Origin of the sequence: Maridesulfovibrio sp. (genome assembly GCF_965230075.1) — a bacterium.
GTDB lineage: Bacteria > Desulfobacterota > Desulfovibrionia > Desulfovibrionales > Desulfovibrionaceae > Maridesulfovibrio.
Genome location: NZ_OZ245945.1, coordinates 4344679 through 4358988 on the forward strand (window position 1 = coordinate 4344679; position 14310 = coordinate 4358988).

At 48.5% G+C, this 14310-nt stretch carries 16 protein-coding genes; 7 read left to right on the plus strand and 9 right to left on the minus strand.

The window, feature by feature from the left end:
* Nucleotides 1-2 precede the first annotated feature (2 nt).
* From ACO05Z_RS19550 to ACO05Z_RS19565, 4 genes are all read left to right on the plus strand, one after another.
* Entirely contained in the window at nucleotides 3-773 is a 771-nt protein-coding gene (locus tag ACO05Z_RS19550) for a hypothetical protein (RefSeq protein WP_421903866.1), read from the plus strand.
* A 45-nt stretch (nucleotides 774-818) separates the two neighbouring features.
* Complete coding sequence (locus ACO05Z_RS19555) at nucleotides 819-1301, plus strand: LysM peptidoglycan-binding domain-containing protein (protein WP_421903867.1); 483 nt, start codon at nucleotides 819-821, stop codon at nucleotides 1299-1301.
* A 150-nt stretch (nucleotides 1302-1451) separates the two neighbouring features.
* Nucleotides 1452-2600, plus strand: coding sequence for a potassium channel family protein (locus tag ACO05Z_RS19560; protein WP_421903868.1), 1149 nt, complete (start codon nucleotides 1452-1454; stop codon nucleotides 2598-2600).
* Nucleotides 2593-3108: a cyclic nucleotide-binding domain-containing protein gene (locus ACO05Z_RS19565; protein WP_421903869.1), complete on the plus strand. Its 516-nt coding sequence runs from the start codon at nucleotides 2593-2595 to the stop codon at nucleotides 3106-3108. The genes ACO05Z_RS19560 and ACO05Z_RS19565 overlap by 8 nt, the downstream gene beginning before the upstream one ends.
* Before the next feature lie 56 nt (nucleotides 3109-3164).
* Here ACO05Z_RS19565 and ACO05Z_RS19570 read toward each other — a convergent pair whose 3' ends face one another.
* Together ACO05Z_RS19570 and ACO05Z_RS19575 are read right to left on the minus strand one after the other, a co-directional pair.
* Nucleotides 3165-3446, minus strand: coding sequence for a TIGR04076 family protein (locus tag ACO05Z_RS19570; RefSeq protein ID WP_421903870.1), 282 nt, complete (start codon nucleotides 3444-3446; stop codon nucleotides 3165-3167).
* A gap of 96 nt (nucleotides 3447-3542) precedes the next feature.
* A complete protein-coding gene (locus ACO05Z_RS19575) occupies nucleotides 3543-4238 on the minus strand; it encodes a Crp/Fnr family transcriptional regulator (protein WP_421903871.1) in 696 nt (231 codons plus the stop codon).
* 248 nt (nucleotides 4239-4486) lie between these two features.
* Between ACO05Z_RS19575 and ACO05Z_RS19580 the strand changes: the two genes are divergently transcribed.
* A complete protein-coding gene (locus ACO05Z_RS19580; RefSeq protein ID WP_421903872.1) occupies nucleotides 4487-5356 on the plus strand; it encodes a septal ring lytic transglycosylase RlpA family protein in 870 nt (289 codons plus the stop codon).
* Nucleotides 5357-5556: 200 nt separating this feature from the next.
* Here ACO05Z_RS19580 and ACO05Z_RS19585 read toward each other — a convergent pair whose 3' ends face one another.
* Entirely contained in the window at nucleotides 5557-5850 is a 294-nt protein-coding gene (locus ACO05Z_RS19585) for an integration host factor subunit alpha (RefSeq protein ID WP_015853597.1), read from the minus strand.
* A gap of 128 nt (nucleotides 5851-5978) precedes the next feature.
* Nucleotides 5979-6401 carry an HIT family protein gene (locus ACO05Z_RS19590; RefSeq protein ID WP_421903873.1) on the minus strand — a complete coding sequence of 141 codons (423 nt, stop codon included), beginning with the start codon at nucleotides 6399-6401 and terminating at the stop codon, nucleotides 5979-5981.
* Nucleotides 6402-6580: 179 nt separating this feature from the next.
* On the opposite strand from ACO05Z_RS19590, the gene ACO05Z_RS19595 reads away from it, so the two are divergent.
* On the plus strand, nucleotides 6581-7615 hold the full coding sequence (locus ACO05Z_RS19595; protein WP_421903874.1) for an elongator complex protein 3: 1035 nt from the start codon (nucleotides 6581-6583) through the stop codon (nucleotides 7613-7615).
* A gap of 169 nt (nucleotides 7616-7784) precedes the next feature.
* Nucleotides 7785-9458 (plus strand): FAD-dependent oxidoreductase, encoded by a 1674-nt coding sequence (locus ACO05Z_RS19600; protein ID WP_421903875.1) that lies wholly within the window; start codon nucleotides 7785-7787, stop codon nucleotides 9456-9458.
* 47 nt (nucleotides 9459-9505) lie between these two features.
* Here ACO05Z_RS19600 and ACO05Z_RS19605 read toward each other — a convergent pair whose 3' ends face one another.
* From ACO05Z_RS19605 to ACO05Z_RS19625, 5 genes are all read right to left on the minus strand, one after another.
* Nucleotides 9506-10387, minus strand: a complete 882-nt coding sequence (locus ACO05Z_RS19605) for an alpha/beta fold hydrolase (RefSeq protein WP_421903876.1) — start codon at nucleotides 10385-10387, stop codon at nucleotides 9506-9508.
* 34 nt (nucleotides 10388-10421) lie between these two features.
* Nucleotides 10422-10547 carry a hypothetical protein gene (locus ACO05Z_RS19610; RefSeq protein ID WP_421903877.1) on the minus strand — a complete coding sequence of 42 codons (126 nt, stop codon included), beginning with the start codon at nucleotides 10545-10547 and terminating at the stop codon, nucleotides 10422-10424.
* Entirely contained in the window at nucleotides 10544-11956 is a 1413-nt protein-coding gene (locus ACO05Z_RS19615) for a hypothetical protein (protein WP_421903878.1), read from the minus strand. Before ACO05Z_RS19615 ends, ACO05Z_RS19610 begins: the two co-directional genes overlap by 4 nt.
* Nucleotides 11957-12270: 314 nt before the next feature.
* Nucleotides 12271-13290: a type I glyceraldehyde-3-phosphate dehydrogenase gene (gene gap, locus ACO05Z_RS19620; RefSeq protein WP_015853603.1), complete on the minus strand. Its 1020-nt coding sequence runs from the start codon at nucleotides 13288-13290 to the stop codon at nucleotides 12271-12273.
* Between the two features lie 25 nt (nucleotides 13291-13315).
* The gene (locus ACO05Z_RS19625) at nucleotides 13316-13876 is read right to left on the minus strand and encodes a GAF domain-containing protein (RefSeq protein ID WP_421903879.1); all 561 of its coding nucleotides are present in this window, start codon (nucleotides 13874-13876) and stop codon (nucleotides 13316-13318) included.
* Between the last annotated feature and the right edge of the window lie 434 nt (nucleotides 13877-14310).

Sequence of the window (14310 nt, forward strand, 5' to 3'; positions counted from 1 at the left end):
ATATGTCCAACTCATGGATAAAGTCCAAGATGCCCGAATTTGTGCGGGACACATTCAGAGACTTCTGCCTTGCGGGCAGCGCGCTGGAGGAGCAGTTCGAAACATTTGACCGCGAACGCAGCGTTAGTTTCGAAGTCCTTGATGACCTCATCGGAACCAAGATGAATAAAGGATTGCTCTGGCGCTTGAAGGATACGGCCCACCTGCTATTCCGTAATGAGGAAGGCGACCCCCTTTCCGGGCGTTTTCTGGACTGGGGCATGGGTTACATTTTCCACGAAGCATTCAAACTTCGCGAAGATGCCTACCAGAACCTGAACTACGCTCCGCTCTTCTCAAACCTGCGCGGCAAGGACACCACCCTGCCGGAATCAGTGATCGGACAGGATTTCGTTCAGGTTGTTGAACAGACTGAAGAGAGTATGGAACGCGAAATCAGCCGCATAAGATTTATTATTGCCCGCTGCCGTAAACTCTTTCCCATTTACCTGAAAAGCCATAAGGACAATGCGCTTCTGGGCAGGCTGCTCTTTTCCCAGAACCATCTGGTTCATGAAGTCTTTCGTGAAGAATATGAAGTACTTATTGATACAGTTTACGAAGATGAGCCTGAAATGCTTTATGTTCTTGCCTCCCGGAGCCTGCGTCTTGGAGGGTGGATGGAGAAGGCCGTAGAAGCCACCGGGCTGGCCTTTAAATTAAACCCAAGCAACCCTAGGGTGTTGCAAGAAAAAGAAATAGTTGATAATTGGACGAAAACAGTTAAAGTATGACTAAGCAAGCGAACAAATTCTAAATATCGCAGGAGGCCTTGAAAAATGAAAAAACTGATCTTGCTCGCAATCGCATTCAGCCTGATGTTTACATTAGGATGTGCTAAAAAGCAGGTCCAGCAGGAAGATGTTGTGGTTGTTGAGGAAACTGAAGTTGTAGTTGTTGAGGAAGAACCCGCTGCAGAAGTTGTTCCTCCGACTCCCATGGAAATCTACGAAAGTGAGTACAAAACTCTGCCCACTTCCCACGTAGTAACCAAAGGCGAATGCCTCTGGTGGATCGCTGAATACAAACAGATTTACAACGATCCTTTCATGTGGCCCCTTATCTACAAAGCTAACAGGGACCAGATCAAGAATCCTGACCTGATTTACCCCGGTCAGTCCCTTGAAGTACCCCGCGCAGGCTTCTCCCTTGACGAAGTTAAGGATGCCCGCAAACAGGCCGGTGCTTCCTGGAAAGCTCTTGAACCCGCTGAGAACGCAATGGTTCCCGGCGAAATTAAAGCTGCTCTCGGTTACCTGTAGAAATACAAGTATACGACTGTACAAGCCCGGTTTCCTTTTCAGGAAACCGGGCTTTCTTTTTTCCTTTCCCTTGAATTTTAACAGAAATACGGGGTATAAAGAAACTAGTCCATATTCTACAGGTAAAAAGGTTTAAGTCGCCGGGGGCATATGAAATTTACCAATTGGCTCAGGACGGGATTCGGCAAGCTGGTCATTGCCACTGCTTTGCTGCTGTTCTTAAGCACACTCGCCTTCTATTGGATAGAACTCAGCGAAGGTGAGGAAGCGCGGATTTCCCATGCCCTCTGGTGGGCCGTCGTGACCCTGACCACTGTGGGCTACGGGGATATGGTACCGACCACTGTGCCCGGAAGAATACTCGGCGGACTGGTCATGATCTCCGGCATCGGGCTGGTGACTTCACTCACCGGTAATATGGCTTCCATGCTGGTGGAGCAGAAAGCCAAAAAACGCAAGGGGCTGTTATCAGTGAAAGCCAGCGACCACGTAATTATACTTGGATGGAATGACTATGCCTTCGGGCTGATCGACTCGCTTAACGAGCAGACCGCCCCAAAGAAGCTGCATCTGGTCATTGTCAGCGACCTTGAAAGCCAGATCAGGGATGAAATCGCCTTTAAACTCGATATGGGGGAGCGGCTGAATTTCGTGCACGGCAACATCAGTCAGACCAACGTCATTTCAAGAGCGAATCCAAGTGTGGCCCGCAATGTCTATGTGCTCTGCCAGAATGGAATTGACAGCAAGGAATCCGACCAGCAGGCTATATATGCGGTTCTGGCCCTGCGCACTCTGTCCCCCAAGGTTCCGGTATACGCGGAAATCGCCCGCCATGAAAACAAGGAGCACCTGCTCCGCGCGGGGGCTAATGAAATTCTCGTACGCGGTGAAATTTCCGGGCGCATGATGGGCATGATGGGCGCCAGCCCATCCATGTGGTCTTTCTTCCGCAACCTGCTAGGCATCGGAGAATCCGGCATGCTCCAATTCCGGCCCTGCAATGCCGAAGAGCGACAGATGAGTTGGAGGGAACTGAGCACGAAAGTCAGAAACAGCAGCGGATGCCTGCCGGTAGCAGCCTGCAAGCTGGGCAAGAACCTGACCCTGCAGGATGTACTCGACGAAGGTTCCGCACTGGACCAGTTCATTATGGAATTGTTCAAGACCTCCGGGCAGGATACTTCACTGGGCATGCAGGGACCGAAAGTCCAGATGAATCCCCCGGATAATGAGCTCATGGAAGAATATGACGCCCTGCTGGTCATAAGTGCTCCGGGAGGTCCCGAACATGGCTGATTACTGGCTGTCTATCCCCCTTTTCCAAAATCTCGAAGAGGAAGAACTGCAGCAGGTAAAGTCTATTTTTGCCAACATCGCAGTGCGTTCCGGCACGGAAATCATCTCCGAAGGCGAGGAAGGGGACGAGATGTTTATCCTTGTGGACGGCAAAGTCCGCATCACCAAAGCCATGCTCATGAAAGGCATGTCCCTGCCGCTTAGTGAGATCAAAAACACCAGCAAGGTACTGGCCAACCTTGATGACAGCAGCTACCCCATGTTCGGTGAAATAGCCCTTATCGACCGCGACCATCGTTCAGCCACAGTCACAGTAGTGGAGGACTCCGAATTTCTGGTTACTGACCGCATGAAATTCTTCGAGTTTGTGGGAAACCATCCGCAAACAGGATCCAAACTGCTTATGACCATCGGCAAGCGGCTGACTGCCACAGTACGCCGCAATAACAACGAGCTGGTCAAATTGACCACAGCTCTGGCACTGGCTCTTTCGCGGAGCACTAAATAGCCAGCATTAGACTCGCCGAAAGGTAATTACCTTCCGGCTGTCAGAATATGCACCAATCATTCTCTGATCCGGCGAAGCTCCACCTTTACTTTATTGTTGGCATTAGGGCATTCCCATACTTGGATATCCGGATCATCACCAAAAGGAAAAGTTCCTCCCAATTGCAAGGTAGTCACCCAGCCTGCAATATTCTTATAAAACAGTCCGCAAAAATCTCCACACTTGTGGGTGCTGAGCTCAAACTCATCACCGGGCTTCATTCCGATGGTACAATTCCCTTTGGTCTCAATAACCTTCGCTACAACCTTACTGCCGATGGCTGGAAATTTTACAGGCATTGATCTGCTCCTTATTTATTGGGGTTATGTTGATTACATAAACACTGCCCAATTAGCTAATGAAGCAAATGAACTAATTCTGTAGCCAAGACTACATTAACAACTTTTCAGGGTGATAATTTTGTTCCGGCATTTGATTCTGTCCTTGGAGGCTAGAGCCTGCATTGCTTTAGTAATACTAACCCGATGTGCTCCGACCAGGAAAGCAAGTTCTTCGTGAGTGAGCTTAAAAGGGAACTGATATTCACCACCAATCTTACAGCCGTGCTCTTTGGAAATACAGGAAAGGACACTGTAAAGCCTATCTTCGAGATTAACCTCGGCAATACTTTCAATTCTATTGGACAGCGACAAAATTTTATTGCTCATGGATTTTATCACACTAAGCCCGATGTCCGGGTTTTGCAGAATGAGGGACTGGAAATCGTTTAAATTAAAGCCGCAGGTGATTGTGCCCTCTATTGCCCTAGCCGTTACCGGGTAAGTCCCGGCACCGGAAAATAGATTCTCACCAAGGACATCCCCATGCTTCCTGAAGTCAAGAGTCACTTCTGCGCCGTCTTCACTGACCTTACTAAGCTTAATCCTTCCCCTCCTTATAAGGAACAGCTCATCAGCATGCCCACCCTGACTGAATACAAGCTGACCGGTGGGTATCTCCCTTCTGATACCTATGGTTTGTAAAGCCTGAAGCTGGCCTTCACTAAAATGCTCAAATATCCACAAATCCTTTAAGCATTTACTTGTACCGGATGAATTTTCTGCTGCGCACTGATCACAAATACATCTCATATTGGTAGCCCCTTACCTTTACTCTAAACATTTATGCCTGAGAATTTGTCACAGCAGGAACATACGGTCCAGCATTTCAGCCATACTGTTTCGTCATTTCCCGCAAAAGCTATAGAAGAAATCACACCTTTATATATTTATAACAATGACTGCTGGACTTTAGCCAATTCAACAACTATGGATGGGTTACCTGATTGCTTTATCAGGACATCGGTAAATAAAGATTTTTCCATATGACGGAGGCTCAAATGTCCAGATATGTACTTCTGCTTGCACTTCTGGTGCTGCTTGTCCCTGCAGGCTGTGCTAAAAAAAGAATTTATTCCACTCCCGCAATCACCCATCACAAGGTGAAGAAGCAGGATTCCCCTAACGTGGTCAAACCGGTTCTGAAAACTGACCCGTACACCGTGCATGGCCGAACCTATATTCCGCATCTCAGCTCCAAAGGCTATAAGGCGCAAGGACTGGCCTCATGGTATGGTGACGACTTTCACGGCAAGACAACTGCCAACGGCGAAACTTACAACATGTACGCCATGACCGCCGCCCACCGCACCCTGCCCATGGGCACCATGCTTGAAGTAACTGACCGTTCCAGCGGACGCAAAGTCGTCGTCCGGGTCAATGACCGCGGACCTTTTGCCGACCCTGATTTGCGTATCATCGACCTTTCATATTCTGCAGCATCCAAGCTGGGAATTGTAAACAAAGGGATCACTCCGGTTGAACTGCGGGCTATTGATGATGTTAATGTTGAGCCAGTAGAAGCCACTGAAATCGTAGCTGAGACAGCGGCTCCTGCAGAAGAGGCCGTTATGGAAGAAACTGTGCAGGCTGCACCGGAAGTTGAAGAAATCATCATCACCGAAGAAGCTACCGCACAGGCCCACTACTATATTCAGGTGGGTGCATTCACTGACCATGACCGAGCCCAGAATGTACTGCAGTCTCTGCGCGACGGAGGTTACAAGGAATCTCGCATGGTGGAAGTAAACGTGAACGGCCAGAAGTTCATGCGGGTACAGGCCGGATACTTTTACAATATCCCGGCAGCTGAAGATGCCATGGCTACCCTCGGTGATGAATACGGAAACGTGATTCTCGTGGCTGAGTAAGCCCAAGCATACTAGCAATAAAAAAAACGCCCTGCCGAAACGACAGGGCGTTTTTTTGTGCACATCAGTGTAAAAAGACCGTAGGGCTTCAATAAATTGCACAAAAGTATGAAACAGGAGCCGGGTAAACCCGGCTCCTTTGTTTCATTACAAAATATCAAAGCGGGAGAAAGCCAGACCGCAACTCAGGCGGTAACTCACTATCCGTTCAGTTCAGCCCTGAACTTGCGGGAGAGCCTGAAAACAACAACCTTGCGTGCGGGCAGGGTAATTGCTTCGTTGGTCTGGGGATTGCGTCCCTTACGAGCATTCTTGTCGTAAGCTTCAAATTTACCGAAACCACTGATCAACATGGCGTGATCTTTTTTCACGGCCTGTTTCATGATGTCGAGGATGGATTCAACCAGTTCCTTGATCTCAGCTCTGTTACGGTCAGTCTTTTCGTAGATGTAGTCAACAACGCTGGCTTTAGTGAGGGTGTTTCCGGTAGCCATTCCTTTCCTCCGTTGTCCCCGGCCCTGCGGTCAGGGGCGGCGGTTTTAATGTTAACCGTGCAGGCAAAATGCCGAACACGACGATTCAGGTAAAAGGCGTTATCGTCTGAGAATAAATTACTATTAATTTATCCCATTATCATCTTTTCTATCTTTTGGGCAAGGGCTGAAGCTTCATCCATGCTTTCATATTCACTCTGGGCCCAGTGGACAAAACCGTCTTCCTTAAATCTGGGGATGAGGTGAAAATGGGCATGGAAAACCAGCTGGCCTGCCGCTTCATTGTTGTTCATAATCAGGTTCAGTCCGTCAGCACCGGTAGCCTTGACTATGGCATCCCCGGCAAGCTGGGCGGCGGTGATTATGTCCTGCCCCAGTTCTGCGGGCAGATCCCAAATATTTTCACAGTGCTGCTTGGGGATAACAAGGGCATGGCCTTTATTGACCGGCCCGATATCCAGAAAGCTGAGCACCTTGTCAGTTTCATAAATCTTAAAGCAGGGAATTTCCCCAGCCACGATTTTACAGAAGATACAATCCTGATTACTCATAATGAATACTGCTGCTGTTCCCACAGTTGCATGTTAAAACAAATAGTCTTAAACCGATCTTGAAAGCTTCAAGAGACAGTTATATTTAAATAAATAACCGACCACGTTTTTTTAATCAAGCTAATTTATTAAACAAAGGCATGATTTGTCTTATTTTTTTAACTGAAAGCCCCTGACCTATGCACACTACATTTTTTAAACACCCGGAACCGGAGCATAAAAAAACACGCATCTGGCCGGTTTTCATGCCTTTTATGGGCTGCCCCACAAAATGTATTTATTGCTCTCAAGACAGGCAGACTGGAACTGGAGCTAAGACATTAAGCGAAATATATCAAGATATTGAACGTGAAATACCCGCATTTTTCAAGGAAAAAAAGCGTGATCCCCTTGAATTGGCCTTCTTCGGCGGCACCTTTACCGCCCTTCCCTTTGAATGGCAGCAACGTTTCATTTCACTTGCTGCAGAGTTCAAAAAACAAGGCTACATGACTAAGGTACGCTGCTCCACCCGACCGGACTGCATTGATGCTGATCAAATAGTAAAACTCCACGAAGCCGGACTGGACATGGTTGAACTGGGCATCCAGAGTTTTTCAGCAGAAGTCCTGCGCCGCTCGGCCCGCAATTACTCCCCGCAGACCGCAGTCAATGCCTGCCATGTTATTCGCGAAAGCGGACTTTCACTGGGTATCCAGCTCCTCCCCGGACTGCCCGGAACAAAACGCGGCGATTTTCAGCGCGACATCAGCCGAACCATAGAACTAGCGCCTGATGCTGTGCGCATCTATCCCTGCCTGACAGTGAAAGGTACCGGACTTGAAAAGCTGTACCGGGTAGGCAAATATACTCCATGGTCTTTAAGCCGTACTGAAGAAGAGTTATCCCCGGCCCTGCTGCGACTCTGGCAGCATAAAATCCATGTCATCCGTATCGGTGTTGCGCACGAAGAAGGCTTTGAAGAAAGCATTGTAGCCGGCCCTGTCCATCCGGCACTGGGGCAAAAAATACGCTCCAAAGCCCTTTACCTTTTCCTGCGTTCCAAACTCGCTATGCACGGATCAAACATCAAACAATTAATCGTACCTCAGCAATACTCCGGTGAACTCTGGGGGCATAAGGCCAGTCTCAAGCCCCTTTATGCCAAGATCGGTATTCTTCCCGCCAATACCAAATATTCAGCCGCCTCTTTTTTTAAACTTATCTATAAATAACTGCACCTATCATTGCTTTTAGTAATTATTACTGATAAGTCTGTGTCATGGATTTTGGAAAAACCTTTTCCGGATCTGTAAAATAAGTCATATTGTTAAAAGCAATATATTAAATTGATGAGATGATAAGTGTCCGCTTAACTCAAGCGGAATAATAAGGAGGCTGAACATGAGTACACTGAGCGCAGAAGAAAAATACCGCAATTTCATCCCTGAAGAGAGCCGCGATTATCTTGAAAAACTCTTTGCCGGATTCAAACGGACCGTAACAATAGAAGTATACACTGCCGACGGAGAACACCGCGAATATAATGAATTCACCCTCAATATCTGCCGAGCTTTCAATGTGTTCAGCGATAAGATTGAGTTGCGCGAATACGCAATGGACAGCGAGATGGGTAAAAACCGAAATATCATCGCTACCCCCACAGTACTCATCTCACCTGATGAATACGATATCCGCTTTTTGGGTGCTCCTGCCGGGGAAGAAGGACGCGCTCTGGTGGAAGCACTCAAGCTCGCTTCCAAAGGCGCAGACGGAATTTCAAACTCCACAAAAGAGATACTCGAACCGCTGGAAGAAGACCGCCTGATCAAAATCTTTGCCAGCCCGACCTGCCCCTACTGCCCCGGACAGGCCATTAACGCTTTCAAGGCCGCAGTTGCCAGACCTGACAAAGTTTCGGCTTGGAATATTTCCACCCTTGATAATGAAAACATGGCCCACGAATACAAGGTCGGTTCTGTCCCGCACACTGACATTAACAACACAGCCACCTTCACCGGACTGGAGCCTGAAGAAAAATTTATGCTTCAGCTGCTCTTCCTCAAGCCTCTGGAAGAAGTTGTAGAAGAACAAAAGACAGCCAAGGCAGAAGCTGAAACAGCTGACGACACTGTTTTTGAAGACATCGATCTGGTCATCATCGGCGGAGGACCTGCCGGAATGAGTGCCGGAATTTACGCCAAGCGCAGTGGATTGAGCTGTATAATCCTTGAAAAGCAAGGCGTTGGCGGTCAGGTGGCTCTCACTCCTAAAGTCGAGAACTATCCCGGTTTTACCAACATTCAGGGCTTTGAACTGGTGGAAATTCTTGGAACCCATGCCCGCGAATACACAGACATTCACCAGTTCGCTGAAGTGAGTGATGTGAGATACGGAAAACGCATCGATATCGTTACTGAAGAAAAGACATACCGCGCCAAAGGGGTCATGCTTGCGACCGGGGTCAACGTGCGCATGCTCGGCGTTCCGGGCGAGGATAAGTTTTACGGCCACGGGGTCAGCTACTGCGCCACCTGTGACGGTAACTTCTACAAAGGCGGCAAGGCTGTAGTTGTCGGCGGTGGAAACACCGCACTTACTGATGCCCTGCACCTCAAACATCTGGGTATTGAAACCACCATCGTCCATCGCGGAGACAAGTTCCGGGCAGAAAAGGTGCTGCAGGATTCCGTTAGGCGTGAAGGAATCGAGATCATCTGGAACAGTCAGGTTAGCGAAATCATCGGTGAAGATCAGGTGGAATCTGCCCGCCTCATAAACAAAGACGGCACCGAGAACATTTTGGATACCGATGTAGTTTTCGTTGCCATTGGACACACCGCCAACACCCAACTTGCTGAAAAGCTGGGCTGCGAACTGCGCCCGGATGGATTCATCAAAGTCGATCCCAACCAGCGCACCAGTGTGGAACGGGTCTATGCTGCCGGAGACGTGACCGGAGGCGTGCGCCAGATCATCACAGCCACCGGGCAGGGTGCTGCCGCAGCACTGGCCGCATTTGATGATTTCACCAGACTCTTTGATGACAACACGGAAAACGGTAAGAATATTTGGTAAAAAGAAAGCGTCCTGTTTTACTTAAAACAGGACGCTTTTCTATTGAATCAATTCGGAAACAAATTCTGATTAACTTTTAAAAAATTATTCACTGTCCGCCCAAGCCCGACCGGATCTTGGTACATGAGCCAGTGGGTTGCATTCTTGTAGCGAACCAGCCAGCTCCCTTTTACCTGTCCCGCTATTTCAACGGACAGCTTCTCCGGAAGGATATCGTCATCCAGACCGGAAACAATCAACATACTCTTATCCAAACTTCTAAGCTGTGAACAACAACCATCCCAGCCAAGCATTGCATCAGCCTGCGCCTGCACAATTGCCGGATCTGGTGGACTTGCCGGACGCGGTAGCTTTGCATAGGCATCAGGGTATTTTTCAACCCAACCGGACGGGAATATGTGGGTTACCAATTCCTCCATATCCATTTTCAACAACTTCCGGGTGATGTCCGCAACAGGCTTAGCGTCACAGGAAGCTCCCATCAAAACCAGCTTGTTTACCTTATCCGGATAATTGAGCGCCATTTCCTGAGCAATCAGCCCGCCCATGGACCAGCCGAGCACATCTGCCTGCGCATAACCGAGTTCCTGCAATAGTCCGGCACTGTCCACGGCCATGCGGGAAATTGTAATTTCCTCTGTTCCATTGCTGGAACCGCCCATGCCCCGGTTATCAAAGATGATCACCGTATGCTCTTTGCCCAGTTCTCGTACCATCTGCGCATCCCAGACATCCATAGTCCCGGCAAAGCCCATGATCATGAGCAGAGGCGGGCCTTCACCAAAAGTGCGGTAAGCAAGCTGCATATCATCAACTTGAACTACCGATTTCGGCAAAGGAGTGAGATAATGCGCGGATTCAGGCAGATTCTTCTGGGCACATCCGGCCAGCAAAACGAATATAATAAGAGGTATGATCAGACGGCGCATGGCTAACTCCGGTTTTAAAATTTCATGCAGATTACTATTCAACACTCTTTTTGGAAAGCTGCTCGATTTCAGCAACATCTTTGCGGGGCAACGCATCTGATTCAGTTTCGACTGTCAATTCTGACTCCTGCTCTTGAACTTCAGGCTGCTCCGGCTTCACTCCAGGCTATCACCAAAATGATCAGCAATAAGTTCATTACGAACTTTGGTTATGCTGAAAGGTTCTCCCTTGCTGACCAGCACAGTCACGCGGTGCAGGAAATCTCGGATTGCCGCTGCCTGATCACGCTGATCACCCGAAACGGACTCGCAACGTTCATCAATGTCACGCAACCCGTAAACCATAAGCCGGGACTCGGGATTATCCTTAAGCATAAAAAGCGCGGCCAGCATGGAAGCATCCGCTTCGTCAAGGCCATCGGCGATGGCCGCATAAATCTGCTGTTCCCCGCTGATCTTGTCGTTGATTACCGCCTGCACAACTTCGATCAAGGCTTCATCGGTTCCCTTCTCTCCTTTACAACTGAAGATACATAACCACAGGGAACGCATTTCAGCATCAAGACCGGAATCAAGGATATCCTCGGTACTGAGTATTCCATCCACAAACTTTTTAAACAATACCCGGCAGGCCATGTTTATCCGCTCTTCCTCTCCATTTTGCTGTGCCCTTTCGCGAAATTCGCGATCAGCCTTAATCATTTCCCCAAGCTCACGACGCATATCAGCATCCTTGAGGTCTTCCAGCTCTGCTTCAAGCTGCTCATCATCCATGTCACGCAAGGAATAGAATTCCTGCTTCATATGCTGGTTCCGAGCCTGCGGCTCAAGCATTTCGTAAAGATGTCCATAATGGACCTCGCCCAATTGTTCCTTCCAGCTTTCACACAGAATTAATGCGGTTACCGGATCTTTAACTCCGATTGTTTCCAAGGCCCCGGCATACATGGCCTGCCTGGCAGTTATTAAACGTAATTCCAGAAGTTCGGGGGGGCTTCCCCGGAACAGACGCAGGATCGCCCCTTCCAGCAGCCGCTCCCCATGCATCAGCGAAGCAGCGTCCGGGCTGAGATTGACCGCCTTGAGCACGGAATCTATAGTTGCTGTGGCAGTTACTTCCTTCCAGTTCTGATATTCCTGACTTTGATGGCGGGCCACTGCATCAACTGCGGTCTTGCGTCGGGATTCCAAAATATCCATAAACCGGCCCCGGCATTCGTCATCGGGCAGCCCATCACGCAGCCTACCACCCTCTTCCGTAAAATAGTCATTGACCTCAAACACCGCCGACTGCGCTTCCCCGGCCCGCAATTCCATCAACCCTGATTCGGGGGCAGCCAGGATTTCCTGCAAGCCCACTTCAAAACGATTGTAAGCGTCCAAGACCCGCAAATCACGCTCTTCTTCCTCCCGGTTCCGGGCGCGCCGCAATAACTCCGGATCAATATTCTCCCGTGCTGTCAGCTTCTCCAATTCAGGACTTATGCCTGATTCCTTTTCAGCCCCGAACAAGCCATCGGAATCCAATCCCTTTAAAAAATTACCGCCTTTTGAATTTACAACCTTCACTGTTACTTTCTCCTGTTACATATTGATTTAAAACACAAAACAACAGACACAGGATCGCAAAATAACAAAGGGGACGGACCCGAGTTAGATAACTCAGGTCCGCCCCAAAAAAACGCAAGACGGGCGACCTGTCTGTGGTTAACAGGCCGCCCGTCTTGGCAATCTTAAGAATCTCATTCATTCAACAGGTACATCCACTACCTGATGTATGTTGGGAGGTTTTAAACCCTTTCAGGACAAGGGTTAAAAACCGACAGCGGTAAACATCCCGGACCGCTGCCGGCTTATTGTACTGTAATTAGGACCGTATCTTTTTAGATACCGCACTTAGCCATGTAGTCGATCAGGTCGGCCAGACGGCAGGAGTAACCCCATTCGTTGTCGTACCATGCGTAAACCTTGGCAAGGTTACCGCCCTGTACAACGGTGAAGTCAGCTTCGACGATACCGGAGTGGGGATCGGCGAGGAAGTCGGAGGAAACAAGGGGAGCTTCAGAGTAGCCCATGATGCCCTTGAGTTCGCCTTCGGAAGCTGCTTTCAGGGTAGCCTTGAGTTCTTCGGTGGTGGTGTCTTTTTTGAGCACAGCAACGAAGTCAACAAGGGATACGGTGGGTGTGGGAACACGCACGGAGTAACCTTCGAAACGGCCTGCCATTTCGGGAATTACCAGAGCAACAGCTTTAGCCGCACCGGTGGAGGTGGGGATCATGTTGCAAGCAGCAGCGCGAGCACGACGCAGGTCCTTATGAGGCTGGTCGAGGATACGCTGGTCGTTGGTGTATGCGTGAACAGTTGTCATCACACCTTTCTCAATACCGAACTTCTCGTGCATGGTCTTAACGATAGGCGCGAGGCAGTTGGTGGTACAAGAAGCGTTGGAAATAATGGTGTGCTTTGCAGGATCGTAATCCTTGTGGTTAACACCCATAACAACGGTGATATCTTCTTCCTTGGCAGGAGCGGAGATAACAACCTTCTTGGCGCCGCCTTCAAGGTGCTGTGCAGCGGTAGGACCAGTTCTGAAAATACCGGTACACTCGATTACGATATCTACACCGCACTCACCCCAAGGGATCTGGCGGGGATCACGTTCTGCGAAGTTCTTGATGGTGTAGTCGGAACCGACAAACATGGTGGTGCCTTCTACTTTTACTTCTGCAGGAAATTTACCGTAGTTGGTATCTCTGGCAAAGAGAGCTGCGTTTGTTTCGATATCGAAAAGGTCGTTGATGGCTACAACATCGATAGTGTCACGATGTCTTTCCCAGATGGTTTTCAGAACCTGACGGCCGATACGACCGAAACCGTTAATACCTACTTTTACTTTGCTCATTTTAAATTCCTTATATTAACGCGTCTTACAGATCGTCGACGCGGTAGATGTAATCGTTTGCCAATTCGCTTGCACGCTTCAGAGCGCTGTACATGCGGGCGTTTTCAAGAGCGAGACCGGAAAGGTCGGCAACGCACTTGAGGAAGTCCAGTTCTTCTTCGGAAAATTCGCGGAGTTCAGCGGAGTATACACGCAGAACGCCGATTACTTTTTCACCGCGGGCGGTGAGGGGAAGAACGACGAGAGAGCAGAGACCTTCTTTTGCTGCTTCTTCAGGATACTGGAAGCGGTCATCTTTTCTTACGTCGGCGATGGATACGATTTTACCATCAAGAACTTCCTGGTCCAAACGGCTCTTGGAAACCTCAACAGGACCTTTCTTTTCGTAACGTTCGCTCAGACCGTAAGATGCGTCTGCTTTCAGAACTTCGCCTTTACGGTCCAGAAGTCTGATAAAACAACCTTTCAGTTCCATTTCAGTTGCCACTTTTTCGGCAATGTTGTGCAGAACTTTTTCAGGTTCCAGGCTGGAGTTTACAGCTCTGGTGATTTCGAAAATTGCTTTGTAGAGTCTGGTTACACCCATTTCTCATACCTGCCTTGTTTATGTTTAACCGAAAGGGCCGCTTAAAGGGCGGACCTGCGTATCAAGTTCTTGGTTAATTGCTTTCTAACAGATTTGAAATCATTTTGCATGCAAAAAATGACCACTTTCTAACATTTTTATGTTTTGTGCTGCTAAATGTTTTTCGTTTATGAAAATTTTGTTCGCTTTTGTTACGCATAACACCATGTATATTATTTATAAACTAAATAAACTTAAAGTCCCTGAAAGCATTGCAGATAAACAATTCTAATTCAAGATGGACGAAAAATATATTCAATAAAAAAACAGTTCCGGGCAGGAAAAAAGCAGATAAAGGAAAGGTTCGATTTAGAAATATAAGCAAGCACCCGGACAAGAGGCTGGCTCAATAATATCAGAATATACCCTGACAGCAACCTATAAAGTTACAAACA